We start from the raw sequence: 21,138 nt of genomic DNA on the forward strand, positions 1-21,138 counted from the left end.
TCATTGATGATGAGGATGGCAATGCTTCCTGCTTCCGATCCCCGCTTGCCGGTCACTGTCCTGTCGGGCTTTCTGGGCAGCGGCAAGACGACCCTGCTCAACCATATCCTCGCCAATCGCGAGGGACGGCGTGTGGCGGTGATCGTCAACGACATGTCCGAGGTGAACATCGACGCCGATCTGGTGCGCGGCGGCGAAGCGGCGCTGTCGCGGTCGGAAGAGGCGCTGGTCGAGATGACCAATGGCTGCATCTGCTGCACGTTGCGCGACGACCTGCTGGCGGAGGTGCGGACGCTGGCCGAGGCGGGGCGGTTCGACTATCTGGTGATCGAGAGCACCGGGATTTCCGAGCCGCTGCCGGTCGCGACCACCTTTTCCTCTCGCGACGAGGACGGGGTGTCGCTGGGCGATGTCGCGCGGCTCGACACGATGGTGACCGTCGTGGATGCGATCAACCTGCTGGCGGATTATTCCAGCCAGGATTTCCTGGCCGATCGCGGCGAGAGCCTGGGCGAGGAGGATACGCGCAGCCTGGTCGGCCTGCTGGTCGAACAGATCGAGTTCGCCGATGTCGTCATCGTCAACAAGGCGTCGTCGGTGTCGCCGGAGCAACGCGCCATCGTCAGGAAGCTGGTCGCCAGCCTGAATGCCGATGCGGTGATCGTGGCGGCGGATCATGGCCGGGTCGATCTGGACCTGGTGCTGGCCACGGGATTGTTCGACGAAGAGAAGGCGGCGCGCCATCCGCTCTGGGCCAAGGAACTCTATGGCTATGCCCATCATCAGCCGGAGACGGAGGAATATGGCATCGAAAGCTTCGTCTACCGCGCCCGCCGCCCGTTCGATCCGGCGAAACTCCATCGCTTTCTGACCAATGGCGGGCTGGACCATGTGGTGCGGGCCAAGGGGCATTTCTGGCTGGCGTCGCGCCCCGACTGGGTGGGCGAACTGGCCGTGGCGGGCAGCCAGACGATGACCTCGCGCATGGGGCGCTGGTGGGCCGCGGTGCCCAGGCAGCATTGGCCCGATGACGGCCGGTTCGAGGAATTCGTCGCCGGGCATTGGGACCCGATCTGGGGCGACCGCCGCCAGGAACTGGTCTTTATCGGCATCGGTATGGATGAAGCGCGCATCCGCCGCGAACTCGATGCCTGCCTGGTGGAGACCAGCGCCTTCACCCCCGCGCTGTGGCGCGACCTGCGCGACCCGTTTCCCGTCTGGGGCGAAGCGCTGTTCGAATCCGCCGAATGAGCGGCACCTGCCCGGCGCGGCCCGGCCAACCTCTTGCCCACAGGATATGACGATGCACCACTGGTTTGCCTGTCTCGCCCTTCTCGCCACGCCCGTCGCCGCACAGGATCACGCGCCGGCCGCGCCGTTCGTGCTGGCGCCTCTGCCCTATCCGGCGGAAGCGCTGGAGCCGGTTATCGATGCCGAGACGATGACGCTGCACCACGACAAGCACCATCAGGCCTATGTCGACGCGCTGAACAAGGCGGTGGCCGCCGATCCGTCACTGGCGGGGCGTTCGCTCGACCAGCTTGTCGCTCAGGCCGGACGCGAGCTGGTGGCGGTGCGGAACAATGCGGGTGGCCACTGGAATCACGGCTTTTTCTGGAAGACTATGGCCCGCCCCGGCGCCGGGGGCGGGCCGTCGCCCGCACTGGCGCGAGCGATCGGCGCGGCCTTCGGATCGATGGACGGGATGAAGGCCGCGTTCCGCGCCGCGGGGACCGGGCGGTTCGGATCGGGCTGGGCGTGGCTGATCGTCCGGCCCGATGGCAGGCTGGCCATCACTACGACGCCCAACCAGGACAATCCCCTGATGGACGTGGCCGAGGTGCGCGGCACGCCGATCCTCGCCAACGACCTGTGGGAACATGCCTATTATCTGCAGCACCGCAATCGACGGGCCGAATATCTCGACGCCTGGTGGCGGGTCGTGGACTGGAACATGGTCTCCCGGCGCTTCGCCGCGGCTGGCCGATGATCGCCGTATCCCGCGCCCCGGCCGGAGCCGGGGCGACATCGCTTCGGGTCAGCGCCAGCCCAGCGCGGGCGCGACATGGCGCAGGATGGTCTCGATCACATGCGCGTTATAGGCGACCCCAAGCTGGTTCGGCACGGTGAGCAACAGCGTATCGGCCTCGGCGATCGCTTCGTCCGCCCGCAACTGCTCGATCAGCCGCTCCGGTTCCGCCGCATAGGATCGCCCGAAGACCGCGCGCATATTGTCGATGACGCCGACCTGGTCGCTGCTGTCATCGCGTCCGAAATAGGCGCGATCCTGGTCGGTGGTCAGCGCGAAGATCGAACGGGACACCGACACGCGCGGCGTGCGCGCATGGCCCGCCGCGGTCCAGGCGTCGCGATAGGCGCGGATCTGCCGAGCCTGCTGCACATGGAAGGGCTCGCCGCTCTCATCGGCCTTCAGGGTCGAGCTTTGCAGGTTCATGCCCTTTTGTGCCGCCCATATAGCGGTCGCGTTGGAGGCCGATCCCCACCAGATGCGATCCCGCAACCCATCGGAATGCGGCTCCAGTCGCAACAGGCCGGGCGGGTTGGGAAACATCGGGTTCGGATTGGGGCGCGCGAAACCCTGTCCCTTGAGCAGGTGCAGGAAAACCTCGGCATGGCGGCGGCCGAGATCGGCGTCGGTTTCGCCCTCTGCCGGGCCATAGCCGAAATGCCGCCACCCTTCGATCACCTGCTCGGGCGAGCCGCGACTGATCCCGAGCTGCAACCGCCCTTCGCTGATAAGGTCCGCCGAGCCCGCATCCTCGACCATGTAGAAGGGATTTTCATAGCGCATGTCGATCACGCCGGTGCCGATCTCGATGCGAGAGGTGCGCGCGGCGACGGCGGCGAGCAGCGGGAAGGGGGAGGCGAGTTGCTGCGCGAAATGATGCACGCGGAAATAGGCGCCGTCCGCACCCAGCTCTTCCGCCGCGACCGCGAGGTCGATCGACTGGAGCAGCACGTCCTGCGCCGAGCGCGTGGCGGATTGCGGCGAGGGCGACCAATGGCCGAACGACAGGAAACCGATCTTCTTCATGGATGCCAAGATAGCGTGTGCCGGGTCATTCCGCATCGGTGGCGGGGGGACAGATTGCGAAACGCTGGCTTTCCCGGGCGGGGCTCGGGCAGATCATGCCAGTCATCCGTGCTACTCTGGCGAGGGACGGGTATGCGGGACAGGTCTTCCTCATGCGTCCGCCCGGGACGGCCAGCGGACGAGCAGCGCGATGCACAGGATCGATCCCAGCGCGGGGACGAGGATCGCGCTCATCGGTAACAGGGTTCCGGTGCCATCGGCGCATCCGCCGCATTGCGGCCCGGTGGCGGCGACGATCAGGGTGAAGCCGAAATGCGCCGCGCCCGCCGCGCCCTTCAACGCCGCCAGGAACAGGCCCACGGGCAAGGCTTCCGCAGCGGATCCGCCCTGGATCGATCCGCGTATCGCCATGGTGAGCAGCGCCCACAGCGCCATGTTCATTCCCGCCTGCGCACATCCCAGCAGAACCAGCATCAGCGATCCCGCAACGCCGTCGGATCGGATCCCCAGCCCGATGATCGCGGCGATCAGCACGCCATGCGCGATCGCGCCCAGCACGGGCGGCCCGCGCCAGCGGGACAGTGCGATCCAGCCGGGCAGCGAGAGCGATTGGGCAAGGGTGATCGTGACCAGGGCGGGGCCCGCCCAACTCGCCTGTCCGTGCACCATCTGTCCGAAAAACGGCAAGGCGCGGATGAACAGCGGCACCATGCCCGCCTGGATGAAGGCGAGCGTCAACACCCGGCGATAGGTCCGGTGCCGCCACAGCGCGGCAAAGCGGCCGGGGCGCGGACCCCCGCCATCGGTGCGCACGGGGGGCAGATGGCGGGTGACCGCGACCGATCCGAAGAGGGTGCCGATATAGAGCAGCCCGCCGACCAGCGCCCCCGTGGCAAAGGCGCTATGCTGTCCCGCCCGGTCGCCGATCGCCAGGCTCCAGCCGGACATGGAGGCGACCAGCCCCGCACCCAATGCGCTGAAGATCAGGCGCAGCCCCGACACGGTCGAGGCATCCGCCTCCGTCCGCGCGACCCGGACCAGCAACGTATTATGACCGATATCGCACAGCGAATAGCCGATCCGGCACAGGACGATGGCCAACCCGACCGCGAGCGGCGCTTGCAACGCGAAGATCGCCCAGAAGCCGAGCCCGCATAGCGGCGCACCGAACAGGATCAGCCGTCCGAGTACATGCGCACGGCCATGGCGGTCCGCCCACCAGGCGATACCGACATCGACGATGGCATCCCAAGCCATCGCCGCCGCGAGCAGGCCGCCCGCGACCAAGGGGGACAGGTCCGCGATCGACACCAGGTAAAAGAGCATGAAGCTCTCGAAGCTGGTCCAGACGACGCTCTTGCCCCAGTTGCCCGCGCTATAGCCCAATTTGGTGATGAAGGAGGGTGCGGCGTCGGCGCGCGGTCCGGCCTGGAGCGATAGCAGCATCGTCGCGGCCCTATCAGCCGGGCTTTTCATTTATTTGACATGGTGAAATTATAGCGTGGCGTGTCATGCCCTTCGCTCGTCGTCCGCAAATCCTTTTGTCCGAACCCCAACGTCGCCTGTTGATGCAATTGCGGATCGAAGGACAGGCCTCACGGTCGCGGCTGGGCCAGTTGATGGGGACGAACGGCGCGACGATGACCCGCATGACCCAGTCGCTGCTCGCGCTGGATCTGATCGAGGAGGGGGCAAACAGCGACAATAGTGTGCGTGGACGCCCCACCGTGCCGCTGGCCGTGTCGGCGCGCGGTGGCTGGGCGATCGGGGCGACGGCGCAACCGGGATGGCTGGAACTGGTGCTGGTCGATTTCCGCGGGCGGCCGCTGGTGCATGACATCACCCCCTTCGACAGTCCGGATCCGCGCGCCTTCGCCCACGCGGTGGAGACGCGGCTACAGGCGCTGGCGGCGCGGCATGGCTTCATGCGCGGCCGTTTCCTGGGGCTGGGTGTCGCGGTCCCCGGCTATGCTCTACCGGGCGAGACGGGGCGGCGCGCGGTCGTCGACTGGCTGTCCGGATGGAGTGACATTCCGCTGGGCGATTTCCTCTCCGATGCGCTGGGAATGCCGGTCTGGATCGAGAATGATGCGAGCGCGGCCGGGCTCGCCGAATTCTATCAGGAAGGGATTATCGGCCGCTATCGTTCCATCCTGACGCTGTTTCTCGGCCATGGCATCGGCGGCGGGCTGATCGCCGAGCGGGATCTGTTCCTGGGCGAACATGGCAATTCGGGTGAGGTCGGGCGACTCTTTCCGGGACATCTCGACCGCCCCTCCGGGATCGATCTCCTCCGCATATTGCGGGAGGCGGGGGAGGCGATTGACTCGCTGGCCGGGATCGAGGGCTTGCTGGAGACGCGCGCGCCGCTGATCGCGGCGTGGATCGAGCGGGTCGTCGGGCAGCTCGAGCTGGCGATTCTCAGCGGCATCGTCTGGCTCGATCCTGGGGCGATCGTTATTTCCGGTGCGCTGCCATTGCCCATCCTGCGCCGCATCGCCGAGGGGCTGGAGACGGCGGGCCGTAACCGCGACAGCAAGTATCGGGCACCGTTGCCGCGCATTCATGCCACCGCGATCGGCAGCAAGGCGGTGGTGATCGGCGCGGCGATGATCCCCATCCACGCCGTCACCGCAACCGGCGGCTGATTTATTTTCATGTAAGCAAATAAAACTGTCACGCAGTCCCACCAAAGCGCCCTCCATTCAAACCTCTGGGGGGCATATGAAAAGCTATTGGTTGACCGGCGCGGCATGGGGACTGGTGATCGGGGCGAGCGCGCCCGCATTGGGCCAGACGCAGACCGCACCGACGCAGGACATGCACGGCACCGCGACGTCGACCGGAGAGGCCAAGGAGGGCGAGGCGCATGGCGATGTGATCGTCACCGGATCGGCGCGTCAACAGCGTCGCTTCGACGTGTCCTATGCCGTCAATGCCCTGTCGCAGGCGGATATCCAGAAGCTGGCGCCCAAGAACATGACCGATCTGGTCGGCACGCTGCCCGGCATCCATGCAGAGGCGACCGGTGGCGAGGTGCAGAACATCACCCGCGTGCGCGGTATCCCGACGGATCGCGGCTTCCTCTATTATCAGCAGGACGGACTGCCGCTGTTCCAGGAACTGGACGGCTGGTTCTTCAACCAGGGCGACGGCATGAACCGGTTCGACCTGATGACCGACCGGATCGAGGTGGTGCGTGGCGGCCCCGCGCCGATCTATGCCAGCACGGCGGCGGCGATCGCCAATGTCATCACCGTCACGGGCACCCCGACGACGCGTGGCAAGGCGCAGGCGACGCTGGGCGATACCGGCTATTACCGGCTCGACGCCTATCAGGCGGGGCCGCTGTCGAGCGATACCTATTATGCGATCGGCGGCTTTTTGCGCCAGCATGACGGCTATCGCGACTCCGGCTTCCCCAGCGATCGGGGCGGCCAGATCCGCGCGAACATCAAGCACGACCTGGCCAACGGCTTCATCAAGCTGTCGGGCCAATATACCGACGACCGCAATGTCTTCTATCTGTCGATCCCGACCAACGATCCGCGCGATCCCTCGGTCAGCCTGAACCGCTACATCGACTATTTCAACGGCACGCTGAACACGCCCGCGCTGCGCAACGTCAATATCCGCTATCGCGATGCCTCGGGCGTGATCCAGAATCAGCGCGGTGACCTGGCCAATGGCCGCCACATCCAGTTCGGCAATGTCGCGCTGGATTATGAAGGCGATCATGGCGACTTGCATGTCTCGGCCAAGGGCGGGCTGACGATGGGCAAGGTGCATTTCGACGCCTTCTACTCGACGTCCAATCCGGTCGACGCGACCAATTTCGCCAATGGCTATCTGGGCACCGCGACGACCGCGTTCGGGCCGGGTGTCACCCATATGGGCTATAGCTTCGCCGGGACCGGTGGGCAGACGCCCTATGCTCCGTCCGCCGATTCCGGGCTGGTGATGCAGGCGCAGTATCGTTCGATCCAGACCGACTTCTATTCGTCGCAGGGCGACCTTTCGGTCACGCGCAAGTTCGATACCGGCATCGGTACGCATGACATCCGTCTGGGCACCTATGGTTCGCTCTGGGGCCAGAAGATGTTCACCGCCTATCAGAATTATCTGATCCAGGTGAAGTCGCAGCCCAGGCTGCTCGATCTCGCCGCCTATTCGGCGAATGGCGCGGTGCAGGGCTATGTGACCGATAATGGGTCGCTCAACGATGCGGTGTCGCTCAATGCGGGCAATGTCGACGGACGGTTGATCGCGCTCTACGGTACCGACAGCTGGGACGTGACCGATCGGCTGCGTATCGATGCTGGGTTCCGCCACGAATGGTACAGCTATAGCGGCTATGGTCGCCTGACAGGATCATATAATCTGGGCGATGCCACAACGCTCGCCGACAACAATACGCGCGGCTTTACCGGCGGGATCGGCACGCTCAGGCTGAGGCAGCAGGCGACCAACTGGACGTTGGGGGCCAATTACGACGCCAACGGCCATGTCGGCGTCTATGCCCGCGCGTCACAGTTGCAGGTGCCGATGAACACGACGGTCGCCTTCACCTATCCAACTCCCGCGATCATCCCGACCAAAGCCAAGCTGTACGAAGCGGGCGTGAAATTCGCCTATGGTCGCTCCTATCTGTACGTCACCGGCTTCTACACCAGGTTCGACCCGCTCAACGCCAGCTTTGCCGGGTTCAATCCCGCCACCGGCCGTGCTGACGTCACGACCAATTTCATCGGTACCGCCGAGACCAAGGGGATGGAGGCCGATGGCCGCCTGTCCCTGACCGGTCCCTTCTCGCTGGCGGGCTCAGTGACCTTCCAGAACCCGCGCTATCTGAACTTCAGCAGCAATACCGGGTTGGATGGCAGCCGCGCGAACGGCAAGCAGATCGTGCGCGAGCCCAAGTTGTTCCTGAACATCCGCCCGACCATGGATTTCGAGGTCGGTGGAGCGGACGTCAGCATCTATGGCCGCTATGATTATGTCAGCCGCCGCTACACCGACTTCTTCAATACCACCGCGCTGCCCGCTTATGGGGCGTTCGGGCTGGGCGGCATGGTGACGACGGGCGACTGGCAGTTCCAGCTGGTCGGCGACAACATCACCAACGCGCATGGCTTCACCGAAGGCAATACGGCGGGCGATCGCTTCGGACAGGGGACGCCGACCGCGATTTTCGGCCGTCCGCTCTTCGGTCGCAACATCCGCCTGATCGTCAGCCGCAAATGGTGACGCACGCCTGACGCCACGCCTTCCGCTTCTCTCCCCCAGGGGGCGGATCGGTCGTGCGCCGTTCCACCCCATCCCTGTCGATCCACCTCGAAAGCCCGCTATGATCCGTCCGCTGTTCAGCCTCGCTCTTGCCTGTTTCGCCTGTTCGGTGGCACAGGCCTCTCCCTCGGATGTCATTCGGCGCATTCGCGATCCACGGGGCGGGCTGATCGTCGCATCGCATCGCGGCTGTCATGAGGCGGCGCCGCATCACGGGTGGGGCACTGTGCCGGAGAATTCGCGGGCCGCGCTGATGCGTTGCACCGAACTGGGCATCGACATCATGGAAACCGATGTCCGCCGCAGTCGGGACGGTCATCTGGTTATCATGCATGACGATCGTGTCGACCGCACGACCGAAGGCAAGGGGAAGGTTGCCGACCTGACGCTTGCCGGGCTCAAGGCGCTGCACCTGCGCGACGATGAGGGCGGGGCCAGCGCCGCACTGACCGACGAAAGGATACTGACGCTGGATGAGTTGCTGGCGCTGGCCAAGGACCGGATCGTCCTGAACCTCGACGTCAAGGACTCGATCTATGCCGAGGTGGTCGATGCCGTGTGCGAGGCCGGCGCGCAGGACCGGGTGATCGTCAAGACCTTTGCCGGGATCGCCTCGCCGCCTTTGGCCGGCCTGGCACCCTATCGCCGCGTCCCCTTCATGGTCATCCCGACGAGTGCGGATGCGGACGGCAGCGATATCCCCGAGATCATCGCCCGGCAGATGTCCGGCCGGGTCAAGCCGATCGCGGTCGAACTGCCCTATATCCCCGCGCGTGCGCTGCCGGGGATCGCCGCCCGCGCGGAGGCGCTCAAGGTGCCGTTGTGGGTCAACACCTTGTGGGGCGGTTTTGTGATCGGGGCGGGTGGCGATGTCGATGCGCTGCGCGATCCGGGCGGCGTCTGGGGCGCGATGGCGAAGCGGGGTGTTCGCCTGTTCCAGACCGACGAAACCGAAGCCTTTGTCCGCTATCGCGCGACATTGGCGAAGGCTTCGGTCCGGTAATCGCGTCCTGTTCTCCTCCTCTCCGGCAATCCGCAGCACAGCACGATCTTTTTTTCGCTTTGACCAAGGACTCTCCGCGACGGCTCCGTCTGACAGGACAAAAGCCATATAAGGGGAGTTCTTCGTGCATCGCCTGCTTTTTGCTTCAACCGCCACGCTCGCGCTGGCGAGCGCGACGGCCGTTTCGGCCCAGACCTCGATCGATACCAAGCGGACGGCCCCCGTCCGTAGCGCGACCGTCAAGAACGGCGCGCCGGACGACATCGCCATCACGACAGCGGGGAGCGTCGTGACGAGTGGCGGCACGGCCGTCACGCTGGACAGCAACAACAAGCTGGCCAATGCGGGAACGATCCAGATCACCGACGCCAACGACTCGATCGGCGTCGCGGCGGCGGCCGGGGTGACGGGCGAGATCACCAACACTGGCAAGATCATCCTCGACGAAAGCTATACCCCGGTCGATACCGACAAGGACGGCGACCTGGACGGCCCCTTTGCGCAGGGCGCACGGCGTACCGGCATCCGCACGGCCGGCGCCTTTGCCGGGGCCATCACCAACAGCGGCGAGATCACGGTCAAGGGGAATGATTCCGCGGGCATCTATCTGAACGGGCCGCTGACCGGCAATCTCGTCCAGTCGGGCAAGATCAACATTCTGGGCGATCGGTCGGTCGGCGTGCGGACGGATGCGGTGTCGGGCAATGTGACGCTGGGCGGGACGATCGTCGCGGTGGGCGAACGCGCGGTGGGCGCGCGGATCGATGGTGACATCGGCGGTACGCTGACCATCGAGGGTGGGATCGGATCGACCGGCTATCGCTATACGACGCCGCCCGCCGATGTGTCGAAGCTCGATCCCGACGATCTGTTGCAGGGCGGCTCGGCGCTGATCGTCGGCGGCAATGTCGCGGGCGGCATCACGCTCGCCAACACGACGGGCAAGGCCGCCGATATCATTTCCAATGGTGCGGCCCCGGCGATGCAGGTTGGCGCGGCGGACCGGGCGGTGACGATCGGGGCGACCAGCGGGGCGACCCCGGCATCGGGACTGGTCATCAACGGCCGCATCTCGGGCGTGGGCGTCTATAGCGGGGTGAAGGCCACCGCGCTGGCGATCGGTGGGCTGGGCGGCAATGTCTCGATCGCGCAGGGCATCGCGGTCGGCGGCACGGTTCAGGCGACCGCCAATGGGGCCGAGGCGACGGCGATCCGTCTCGGCGCAGGCGCATCGACGCCGCTGCTGCAGGTCAGCGGGACGGTCGGTGCGACCGGCGGCGGCACGACCAATGCCGTGTCCACCGCGATACTGATCGATAGCGGCGCGTCGCTGCCGACGATCCGCAACAGCGGCGCGATCCGCGCCGGGGCCAGCAGCTCGGCCGCGACCGCCATTCTGGACCGCAGCGGTACGCTGACCCTGATCGAGAATAGCGGCGCGATCGCGGGAGCGGGCGGCGATTCCTCGCGCAGCGTCGCGATCGATCTGTCGGCCAACGGCACGGGCGCGGTCGTGCGCCAGCTCGCGCCGGCGAGCGGTGCCGCTGCGCCGACGATCACCGGGGCGATCCGCTTCGGCGGAGGCAATGACCGGCTGGAGATCGCCGCAGGCACGATCTCGGGCGATGTCGGCTTTGGTGGCGGCGCCAACCGGCTGGAGATGAGCGGCACCGGCATCTATGCGGGCACGGCGAGCTTCGGCACCGGCGCCGACACGCTGGTGATCGGCGGGACCGCGCGGTTCGACGGCGTGGCCGACTTTGCGGGGCAGGGGCAGGATGTCCTGTCGATCACCGACAAGGGCATTTTTGCCGGACGCCTGGCCAATGCGGGCCATGTCGCGGTGACGGTCGCCAATGGCGGCGGCACCTTCGCGGCCAATGGCGTGACCAATATCGGGTCGCTGGCGCTGGGCGACCAGTCGATCCTCAGCGTCGCGCTGGACAAGGCGAACCCGACCGGAAACCTGATCCAGGTCGGCGGCGCGACGACGATCGGTGCGAACAGCCAGTTGGCGTTGCGCGTCACCGGTGCGAATGACGTGACGGGCCGCTATGTCGTGTTGCGCTCGGGCACGCTGACGGGGGCGAACAACCTGTCGCTCGCCGTCTCGGCCATCCCGTTCCTCTATAAGGGCGCGATCGTGACGGCGCAGCCCAACGAGATCGCGGTCGAGGTCAGTCGCAAGGCCAATGGCGAGCTGGGCCTTAACCGGGCCGGTGTCGGCGCATTCGACGCGATCGACACCGCGATCGGCACCGATGCCAAGCTCGCCGCCGCGATCCGCGGCATTTATGATGGCGCGGCGTTCCGCGGCGCGGTGGCGCAGATGCTGCCCAATTATGCGGGCGGGCTCTTCGAGGGCGTGACCCTGGCCTCGCGCGCGGCGGCGGCCCAATTGCGCGAACCGGCGGGCGAGTTCAGCGAAGAAGGAAAGTGGGGCTATTGGCTCTCGCCGCTCGGCTGGGATGCGTCGAAGAAGACGCGCAGCACGACCAGCTATGACGTGCGCGGCTGGGGCATCAGCGGCGGGATCGAGCGCAAGACCGATGCGGGCAATTTCGGGGCCTCGCTCGCCTATATGAGCGGGCGCGACAATGAAGGCGTCGGCACCAACCGCGTCGACCACAGCCAATATGAACTGGCCGGTTTCTGGCGCGCGCGCTGGGGTGCGCTGGCGGCGCAGGGCCGAGTCTCGGCCGCCTTCCTGTCGTTCGATTCGGTCCGTCAGTTCGAGGGCGCGGTCGGATCGGAAGCGGTGCAGCGCCGCGCGACCGGCGACTGGAAGGGCATGCTCTATTCCGGCTCTGGCTCGGTGTCCTATGAGCATTGGGCCGGGCAATTCAATCTGCGCCCGATCCTGGCGGTCGAATATTACCGTCTGAACGAGGACAGCTATAGCGAGACGGGCGGCGGCACCGGCTATGACCTGACCGTGCGCAAGCGCCACAGCGACGAACTGGCGATGACCGCCAGCGTGGCGGCGGGCATCAATTTCGGCGGCGACAATCGCTATGCGCAGTGGAGCCGGATCGAGGTCGAGGCGGGACGGCGCGAGCGTGTCGCCGGGCAGATCGGCCGGACCGTGGCCAGCTTCGGCAGCGGCACCGCTTTCACGCTCGATCCCGAGACGCGCGGCGGTGGCTGGATCGGCCGGGTGCGCGCGATCACCGGCACCAGCGAAATCCGGTTGAGCGGCGAAGCGAGCGCCGAACAGCGTTTGGGCAATGTCGCGCTATCGGCGCGCGCGGCCCTTCAGTTCGCCTTCTGAAGGCGAAGCCCGCATGCTTCCCCCCTGTAGCGCATGCGGGTTCCTGGAGCCCCACCCCGTCTCTGGGTGGGGCTCCTTTCCTCGGGCGGCGGCTTCGGCTAAACATCGGCCCTTCCCTTCCTTTTCGTCAGACCGCGTCATGCCGCCCACCGGGATCGAGGCCGTTTTCCTTGCCAATCGCGACAAGCTCGTCCGTTTCCTGACGGTGCGCGGCGCGGGCGATGCCGCCGAGGATCTGGTGCAGGATCTGTGGTTGAAGGTCGCGGGACGGATGGACGGGCCGGTCGCCAATCCGCTGGCCTATCTCTATCGGGCGGCCGATCTGTTGATGATCGATCGCTATCGCTCACGGCGGCAGGCGGAATTGCGCGACCGGGCCTGGGCGGAGGGGCAGGAGACCGGCGAGCCCGGGTCCGCCTTGCCGGTTCCCGAGCGGGTGATCGCCGCGCGCCAGACCGCCGAGCATGTCGCGACGACCCTGGCCGCGCTGGGCGATCGGCCCGCCCGGATATTCCACCGGGTGCGGGTCGAGGGGGCGGCGCAGCGCGAAGTCGCGGCCGAATGGGGGATCAGTATCAGTACCGTCGAAAGCGATCTCCGGCTGGCGGCCAGGGCGCTTGCCGCACTCAAGGACCAGATCGGATGAGCCAGCCCCCGACGCCGTTGCCGTTTCGGATCGATGACGTGGCGCTCGATTGGGCGCTGCGCATGGCCGATCCCGCGCGCGCCGATTGGGACGGCTTCACCGACTGGCTGGCGCAGGACCCGGCGCATGGTGAACGCTATGACCGGATCGCGGCCGCCTTGCTCGACGCGCAGGACGCACTGGCCGCGCATCCCGAGGCGGTGGAGCAGGCATTGGCTCGGTCGGAGCCCGAGGCGGAAGCGGAGGCGGCGGTGCGTCGCGAACGCCCGGTTCACTGGATGGGTGGCGCGGTCGCCGCGGCGCTGCTGGCGACCCTGGGCTTCGGATTATGGTCCGAGCGGCCACGGCCCTATGCGGTCGAAACGGCGGCGGGCGAGACGCGCCGGATCGTGCTTCCCGATGGCAGTCGGATCGAACTGGCGGGCGGCTCGCGGATGCGGCTGGACCATGCCGATCCGCGCCGCGCGGTTGTCGAGCGGGGCGAGGCGCTGTTCCGCGTGCGCCACGATGCGGCCCATCCCTTCACCGTGCAGGCGGGTGATCTGGCGCTGACTGATCTGGGGACGGTGTTCGATGTCCGGCTGGGCGAACGGCGTACGCGGGTGGCGGTCGCCGAGGGCGCGGTGATGGTCGATCCCAAGGGAGCCGCGCTGCGGCTCGATCCGGGGCAGGCGGTGGTGGCGGAGGGACAGCGCCTGATCCGCCAGCCGGTCGCGGTCGAGGCCGTGGGGGGCTGGAGCGAGGGGCGGCTGGCCTATGACGATACGCCGCTGTCCGACGTGGCCGAGGATCTGTCGCGGTCGCTGGGCCGGCCGGTGACGGTCGCGCCCATGCTGGCCGAACGCCGCTTTCGCGGGACGCTCGACGTAAAGGCGGTGCAGCGCGATCCGCGATTGCTGGGGCGGCTGCTCGATGTCACGGTACGGGTGGACGGCAAGGGCTGGATGCTGGCCGAGGGAGCATCGCGCGAGTGAGATTGGCGGGGGGCGTCGCGCTGTCGATCCTGAGCGTCGCGACGACCCCCGCGATGGCCGCCGAGCGTGTGCCCATCGATCTGCCCGCCGGGACTGTTGGTGGACAGGTGCTGGCGCTGGGGCGGATCGCGCGTGCCAATATCGTGGTGCCCGACCGGCGTCTCTGGGACCGGCCTGTCCCGGCGCTCCGCGCGCATCTGACCGTCGCGCAGGCATTGACCCGGATCGCACGGTTCAGCGAGGCGCGGGTCGAACCGATCGGACCCGATAGCTGGCGTCTGCTCCCCGACCCTTCGCGCCGCGTCAGGCCCCTATCATTGCCGCGTGACCGCCACCCGGCGCGGCCATTGCCCGGCGTGACCAGCGGCGACGTGGTGGTGACCGCCAGCAAGCGCGACACGTCGCGCGCGCATTTCGCGGGGCAGGTCGTGCGCGTGGCGGGCACGGATCTCGAACTGGGCGGGGCGGGCGGCACCGCGCGGCTGGCGGACCGGACGACGGTGATCGCCTCCACCTATCTGGGGGCCGGGCGCAACAAGCTGTTCATCCGTGGCATCGCTGATTCCAGCTTTACCGGGCCGACCCAGGCGACGGTCGGGCAGTATTTCGGCGATCTTCGCCTCAGCTACAATGCGCCCGATCCCGATCTGCGGCTGGCCGATCTGGCGGCGGTGGAAGTGCTGGAGGGACCGCAGGGCACACTCTACGGCGCGGGGTCGCTGGGCGGGTTGATCCGGCTGGTGCCTCATTCGCCTGATCCGTCGCGGGTGGGCGGCTCGATCATGCTGGGGGCGTCGGCCACCCGTCATGGTGCGCCGGGCGGCGATGCGCAGGCGGTGTTGAACATGCCGGTCATCGCCGATCGGCTGGCGATCCGGATCGTCGCCGATGCCGCGACCGAAGGCGGCTATATCGACAAGCCGCTGCTGAACCGCAAGGACGTCAACCGCACCCGGATCGAGGGGGGCCGCGCCGCCGCCCGGCTGGAACTCGGCGACGGCTGGGCGGTGGAGGCGATCGGGATCGGCCAGCGGATACGCGGCGCGGACAGCCAATATGCCGATCGCGACGGCCCGCCGCTCACCCGCTCCGCGCCGGTGACCGAGGGTTTCTCGGCCGATTTTAGCCAAGGGCAACTGGTTCTGTCGGGCCATTTCGGCTCGGTGCGTTTCCGCTCCAGCAGCGGAGCGACCGCGCATGACCTGATGGAGCGCTATGACGCGACGCCGCCACAGGGCCCCATCCAGTTGTTCGCCCAGCGCAATCGCACGCGGATGCAGGCGAACGAGACGCGGTTATGGCATTCGGCGCCCGACGGATCGGGCTGGCTGGCGGGGTTCAGTTATGTCCATAACCGGACCCAACTGACCCGCCTGTTCGGCGAACCCGGGGCGCTGATGCCGCGGACCGGCGTAGAGAATGGCGTGGCCGAGACGACGCTCTATGGCGAAGCGGCCTTGCGCCTGCTGCCCGGCCTGTTGACCACTGGCGGGGTCCGCGTCACCCGATCGGTGCTGAACGGTGCGGGGGAGGATGTGCCAGACAGCATCATGACGCTGATGGCGGCAAGGCTGAGCGAGGTCACGGCCTCGCGCGCGCAGACCATCCTGTTGCCGTCCGCGTCCGCTTTGGTGGACCTGACCCGCGATGCGCAACTGTTCCTGCGCTATCAGCAGGGGTTCCGACCGGGTGGGCTGGCGATCGAGGGCGCACTGGTCCGGCGTTTCCGGAACGACCGGGTGGCGACGATCGAGGCGGGAATCCGCAGCGGCCGGCCGGGGGTCGATCGCTTCGACGGGTCGGTCACGCTGGCGCATACCGCCTGGCGCGACATCCAGGCCGATTTCATCGATGCCACCGGCCTGCCCAGCACCGCCAATATCGGCGATGGACAGCTTTGGACGATGGAGGCCGTGGCGGGCTATCGTCTGATCGAGGGGCTGCGACTGGAAGGCGCGCTGTCCTATAATGATAGCCGCATCGATGCGCCGTCGAGCGCGCGCAGCGTTGCGCTGACCGCAGGCCTGATCGCCGATCCGATGGCGGCGCGCGCGGCGGTGCTGGCGCGGTTGAGCCAGATTCCCAATATCGCGCGGATCACCGCGCGGGCGGGCGCGACCTATCGGCGGGTGTTGCCGGGTGACCGCGATCTGCGCATCGATGGCTGGTTGCGCTATGTCGGTTCGTCGCGGCTGGGGGTCGGCCCGGTGCTGGGCGAACTGCAGGGCAGCTATCTCGACAGCGGGCTGACCGCGCGGCTGGGGCTGGGCGCGATCGGCGTGACGCTGGGCGTGACCAATCTCGCCGATGTGCGGGGCAACCGCTTTGCGCTGGGGACGCCCTTCACGACCGGCCGCGACCAGGTCACACCCCTTCGTCCGCGAAGCTTGCGCATCGGGCTCGACACCGCATTCTGACCCGACGAGGCTGGTCCGCGCGCAACGAACATGGGGGCCTTTCGCCGATCGACATCGCCAGTCGGGTCAATCGCCCGGCAATCCGGCCGCCATGCACCCGCTCGTCCATCCGGCCTTGCGGCATGTTGATTGGTAGCGATATCAGGCTATGCCAGGAATAAAGGATCACCGCCGCGCGGCCCGTGCGGCGGATGGGAGAGAGATGATGCGCCGTCACCTGTTACCGGCCCTGTTGTCGGTCGCCTTCCCTTGCACGGCCTGGGCCGCGCCCCAATGCGAAGGCGCTGTCGTCGCCTGCGATCGTGCGACTGTCGGGGCGGTTGCGTTGCTGACGCCCGGCCGGGCGACCACGGTCCTGGTCGATGCGAACGACCAGCCGGGGGTGCGTCGCGCGGCGCAGGATCTGGTCGATGATCTGAAAGCGGTGGGCGGCGGCGAGGTCCGGCTCGTGACGAATGGGGCCGCGACGGTGATCGCAGGGACATTGGGGCATAGCGCCGTGGTCGATGCGCTGGTCCGCGCGGGCAAGCTGGACGTCACGGGACTGGCGGGACAATGGGAAGGCTATGTCGAGCAGGTCGTCGACAACCCGATGCCGGGTGTGGCGCGTGCGCTGGTGATCGCGGGCGCCGATCGGCGCGGCACCATCTTCGGCCTGTACGACATCAGCGCCAAGGCCGGTGTCAGTCCTTGGACCTGGTGGGCCGATGTCCCAGCGCAGCGCCATTCTACCCTCTATCTGACGGCGGGTCGGGTCGCCGACCATCCGGTGGTCAAATATCGCGGCATCTTCATCAATGACGAGGAACCGGGCTTTGGCGGCTGGGCGCGGGCGCGCTTTGGCGGGATCAACCATCGCGCCTATGAAAAGGTCTTCACGCTGCTCCTGCGCTCCAAGGCGAATTTCCTGTGGCCCGCCATGTGGGGCAAGTCGCTGTGGGAGGATGATCCCGCCTCCGCCCCGCTGGCGCAGGACATGGGCGTGTTGCTCGGCACCTCGCATCATGAACCGATGCAGCGTCCCCAGGTCGACTGGAAGCGGCAGGGCGGCGGCGCGTGGGATTATACGCGCAATGCCAAGGCGTTGCGTGATTTCTGGCGCGCCGGCATCGTGCGGCGGGGCAAGGCGGAGGATCCGGTCACGATCGGGATGCGCGGCGACGGCGACGAGCCGATGACCGAAGGCACGGCGATCGATCTGCTCCAGCATATCGTTGCCGACCAGCGCGCGATCATCGCCGATGTCACCCGGCGCCCGGCGCGTGAGACGCCGCAGGTCTGGGCGCTCTACAAGGAGGTGCAGGATTATTACGACAAGGGGATGCGCGTCCCGGACGACGTGACCCTGTTGTTCGCCGACGACAATTGGGGCAATATCCGTCGGCTGCCACCACCGGGCGACCGACGAGCCGGGGGTGCGGGCGTCTATTATCATTTCGATTATGTCGGCGATCCGCGCAACTATAAGTGGCTGGATACCAACGCCATCCCGCGTGTGTGGCAGCAGATGCGGATGGCGCACGACTATGGCGCGGATCGGCTGTGGATCGTCAATGTCGGCGATCTCAAGCCGATGGAATATGCCACCAGCTTCTTCCTGGACATGGCCTGGAACCCGGCACGCATGGACCTGTCGGCGATGCAGGCCTATCCGGCACGCTGGGCGACGCAGCAGTTCGGCGCGGCGAACGGGCCCGCGATCGGCGCGCTCATCAGCCGCTATGGCCTGCTCGCCAGCCGGCGCAAGCCCGAGCTGATCGATGCCACAAGCTATGGCTGGGCCGATGGCGCGTGGGACCGGGTGCTGGGCGACTGGAATGTGCTGGACGCCGACGCGCGCCGCATCGGGGCGCAACTGCCCAGCGACCAGCGGGACTCCTATTACGAGCTGGTGTTGCACCGGGTCGAGGCGATGACCAATCTTCACCGCCTCTATCATGCGGTCGCGGCCAATCGCGCGGCGGTGCAGGCGGGCGACGCGGCCAGCGCGGCGCGCTGGACGGCAGAGGCGAAACGCTTCTATGCACAGGATGCCGCCATTTGCCGCCGGTATGAGGTGGAGACCGCAAGCGGCAAATGGACGCAGATGATGGCGCAGACCCATATCGGCTATACCGGCTGGCAACAGCCGGACCGCGATTCCATGCCAGCGCTGGCCAGCATGGACCGGCCGTTGCCCTTGCCTGCCGCACCGCCGCGCCCGTTCCTGGTGATCCCGGCCGATCGCGGGCGGGCTGTCGATGGTGCCGGGTTGCGTTGGCAGCGCGTGGCGGGCTTCACGGCGGAGGGGGCGGCGATGATCGCCACGCCGACGACGGCGGCCGTGATCGAACGTCCGGGCGGCGACAGTCCGCACATCGCCTATGACGTCACCATCGATCGTACAGGACCGGTGACGCTGAGCGTTGTCGCGGCTCCGGGTCTGGACGTGCGCGGCACCGGTCGTCACCGCGTGGCAATCTCGATCGACGATGGCGCGCCGGTGATGCTCGATCTGATGGCGAGCGAGACGACAGAGACGTGGAGCCGTGCGGTGATCGAGAACCGCCGTGTCGCCGCGACCCGGCTTCCGGTGCTGCGCGCGGGGCGGCATCGCCTGCGGCTCTGGTTGGTCGATCCTGAGGTGGTGGTGGAGCGGGTCGAACTGACCCGCTAACCGCCGCGGAGCAGCCGCATGGCATGGGCGCGCAGCATTCCGATATTCTCGCGCCCTTCGCCCAGCACGCCGTGTCGGTCCGTTGGCAGGTGCGCAAGCGGATGGCCATCGGGACGAAAGACATAATGATCGAACCAGGCGCGCCACGCCGCCCGCTCGGGCTCGGGCCGCCCGGCGATGGCGGTCAGGGCCAGCAGCATCGCGGCAAAGGGCTGGTCGGGTCCGGCGGGAAACGCGTCCCACCAATAATTGACCAGCAGGTTGAGCTTGCCCGTCGCCTCCACCCGGTGCCACCATAATTTGGGCAGATAAAGGGCATCGCCCGCCTCCAGGTCGATTGTGATGGCGCGCTCTCGCGCCTGGGCGAAACGGGGATAGCGCGGATCGTCCGGTTCGGCATCCGCCGCCAGCGCGACGGGCTGGCCCGCCATGGTATGGTCGATCGGGCCGACATACAGGTCGCCGATCGCGTCGGGCGGATAGAGGGTAAATCGTCGTCGCCCGGCCACCACGCAGGCGATATTGTCTGACATGTCATAATGGCACCCGACGATCGAGGCATGGCCGATCCACAAACGCGGCGACACCGCCGGGGCGAAGGGCAGAGGATTGTCTTCGGCGAGCCCGGGAAGGAAGACCGACATCGGCAGCGAACCGACATAGAGGCTCTGGTCCGCCGTCTCCATGATGCGGCGGATCGCCTGGTTCAGCGGCAATGTCTGCCGGGTGAAGTTGAAGCCGGCCAAGTCGTCGCTATAGTGATAGCGGCCCGCAATGGCGGGATCCCCGACAAAGGCCTCGACCTCGCGTCCCGCATCGAATCGGCCGAGATAGGCTGCGAGCGCGGCGTTTCCGTCCGCTGCAACGCGGGTCAGCGACCAGTGGCGCACTGCCCCGCGCAGGATGACCGGGCGACAGGGATCGGCCACGACCCGCTGAAAGACCGATGCATCGGGGAGGGCGGCCGGATCGATCTCGGTCGCCGTCCCGGTCATGCTACCAGGCCGCTCAGCCGGTCGTTGCGCCGCCGGGCCAGGAAGGGGATGTGCCGCACCGATCCCGTCTGGGCATAGATGAGTTGCAAGCCCCCCGACCGGAAGAGCGAAAGCACGACGTCATCGGGCAGCGCGTGGAGCGCGTCGAGGCTGATCGTGTAGAGCGCGTCGAGCCGCAGGCTTTCACCATTGTCGAACTGAAAGCTCAGATCGATCGGTTCGACGAGTTGATGAGTCTCCAGCCGGGCAATGAATTCCTCGGTGTCCGGCAAGCCGCGATGTAGCGTGCGGAGCGCGACCTGCACACGGCGCAGGGCGGGGGCGGGGTCGCCGTCCTGGTCGAACACCGCATCCCCCTCCTGCGATACGAGGGCGGGATGGCTGCGATCGATCGCGATATTCTCGCCCGACACATAGAAGCCCTGCCGCTCCAGGTCGGCAGGGCGATAGCCGGCCAGCTTGCCCGACGCGCCGAGGCACAGATTTTCGTCGGGCACCAAGCCCATCAGCGCGCCCGGATACAGGTCTCCCGTGTCGGGATGGCGGGCAAAGAGAATGGGATAGTGAAGCGCGGCCGACAGGAATTCATCGGCCACTAACTGCACGAAATGCCGGGCCCGATCGGGGGTGGTCGAGACGCGGAGCGCCGCGTGACGGGCGCTGTCGAGCAATTCCATTTCGGCCATGGCGATGGTCCCTTTCACGTCGCATCCTCTCCGCATCCTTCCCGAACCCGGCGGTCGAAAGGTGGGCGAGACCGGGAATTTGTCTCTGCTTTTCCCGTGCCTCGTCAACCGGGAATAGCGGCTCCGGACCGCTCTGACAAATCGCTTGT

At 67.1% G+C, this 21,138-nt stretch carries 14 protein-coding genes; 10 read left to right on the forward strand and 4 right to left on the reverse strand.

The window, feature by feature from the left end; all coding sequences use genetic code 11:
• The first annotated feature begins 15 nt into the window (after positions 1–15).
• Together RN629_RS01755 and RN629_RS01760 are read left to right on the forward strand one after the other, a co-directional pair.
• Positions 16–1,251, forward strand: coding sequence for a GTP-binding protein (locus RN629_RS01755; protein WP_407033543.1), 1,236 nt, complete (start codon positions 16–18; stop codon positions 1,249–1,251).
• A 52-nt stretch (positions 1,252–1,303) separates the two neighbouring features.
• Positions 1,304–1,990: a superoxide dismutase gene (locus tag RN629_RS01760; RefSeq protein ID WP_407033544.1), complete on the forward strand. Its 687-nt coding sequence runs from the start codon at positions 1,304–1,306 to the stop codon at positions 1,988–1,990.
• A 48-nt stretch (positions 1,991–2,038) separates the two neighbouring features.
• Here RN629_RS01760 and RN629_RS01765 read toward each other — a convergent pair whose 3' ends face one another.
• Together RN629_RS01765 and RN629_RS01770 are read right to left on the reverse strand one after the other, a co-directional pair.
• Positions 2,039–3,055, reverse strand: coding sequence for an LLM class flavin-dependent oxidoreductase (locus tag RN629_RS01765; protein WP_407033545.1), 1,017 nt, complete (start codon positions 3,053–3,055; stop codon positions 2,039–2,041).
• A gap of 150 nt (positions 3,056–3,205) precedes the next feature.
• On the reverse strand, positions 3,206–4,501 hold the full coding sequence (locus tag RN629_RS01770; protein WP_407033546.1) for an MFS transporter: 1,296 nt from the start codon (positions 4,499–4,501) through the stop codon (positions 3,206–3,208).
• A 95-nt stretch (positions 4,502–4,596) separates the two neighbouring features.
• Here RN629_RS01770 and RN629_RS01775 point away from each other — a divergent pair, with 95 nt between their 5' ends.
• From RN629_RS01775 to RN629_RS01810, 8 genes are all read left to right on the forward strand, one after another.
• Positions 4,597–5,703 carry an ROK family protein gene (locus tag RN629_RS01775; protein ID WP_407033547.1) on the forward strand — a complete coding sequence of 369 codons (1,107 nt, stop codon included), beginning with the start codon at positions 4,597–4,599 and terminating at the stop codon, positions 5,701–5,703.
• A gap of 76 nt (positions 5,704–5,779) precedes the next feature.
• Complete coding sequence (locus tag RN629_RS01780) at positions 5,780–8,302, forward strand: TonB-dependent receptor (RefSeq protein ID WP_407033548.1); 2,523 nt, start codon at positions 5,780–5,782, stop codon at positions 8,300–8,302.
• A 100-nt stretch (positions 8,303–8,402) separates the two neighbouring features.
• Positions 8,403–9,344, forward strand: a complete 942-nt coding sequence (locus RN629_RS01785; RefSeq protein ID WP_407033549.1) for a glycerophosphodiester phosphodiesterase family protein — start codon at positions 8,403–8,405, stop codon at positions 9,342–9,344.
• Positions 9,345–9,468: 124 nt separating this feature from the next.
• Positions 9,469–12,615, forward strand: a complete 3,147-nt coding sequence (locus tag RN629_RS01790) for an autotransporter outer membrane beta-barrel domain-containing protein (RefSeq protein ID WP_407033550.1) — start codon at positions 9,469–9,471, stop codon at positions 12,613–12,615.
• Between the two features lie 139 nt (positions 12,616–12,754).
• Positions 12,755–13,261 (forward strand): RNA polymerase sigma factor, encoded by a 507-nt coding sequence (locus tag RN629_RS01795; protein ID WP_407033551.1) that lies wholly within the window; start codon positions 12,755–12,757, stop codon positions 13,259–13,261.
• Entirely contained in the window at positions 13,258–14,235 is a 978-nt protein-coding gene (locus tag RN629_RS01800) for a FecR family protein (protein ID WP_407033552.1), read from the forward strand. The genes RN629_RS01795 and RN629_RS01800 overlap by 4 nt, the downstream gene beginning before the upstream one ends.
• A complete protein-coding gene (locus RN629_RS01805) occupies positions 14,232–16,652 on the forward strand; it encodes a TonB-dependent receptor (RefSeq protein ID WP_407033553.1) in 2,421 nt (806 codons plus the stop codon). Before RN629_RS01800 ends, RN629_RS01805 begins: the two co-directional genes overlap by 4 nt.
• Before the next feature lie 202 nt (positions 16,653–16,854).
• A complete protein-coding gene (locus RN629_RS01810) occupies positions 16,855–19,308 on the forward strand; it encodes a glycosyl hydrolase 115 family protein (RefSeq protein WP_407033554.1) in 2,454 nt (817 codons plus the stop codon).
• On the opposite strand, the gene RN629_RS01815 is transcribed toward RN629_RS01810, so the two are convergent.
• Both RN629_RS01815 and RN629_RS01820 read right to left on the reverse strand, forming a co-directional pair.
• Entirely contained in the window at positions 19,305–20,303 is a 999-nt protein-coding gene (locus RN629_RS01815; RefSeq protein ID WP_407033555.1) for a cupin-like domain-containing protein, read from the reverse strand. The genes RN629_RS01810 and RN629_RS01815 overlap by 4 nt on opposite strands.
• Entirely contained in the window at positions 20,300–21,007 is a 708-nt protein-coding gene (locus RN629_RS01820; protein ID WP_407033556.1) for a SapC family protein, read from the reverse strand. The genes RN629_RS01815 and RN629_RS01820 overlap by 4 nt, the downstream gene beginning before the upstream one ends.
• Positions 21,008–21,138: the final 131 nt, after the last annotated feature.

The organism is Facivitalis istanbulensis, from assembly GCF_040560405.1.
GTDB lineage: Bacteria > Pseudomonadota > Alphaproteobacteria > Sphingomonadales > Sphingomonadaceae > Sphingomonas > Sphingomonas istanbulensis.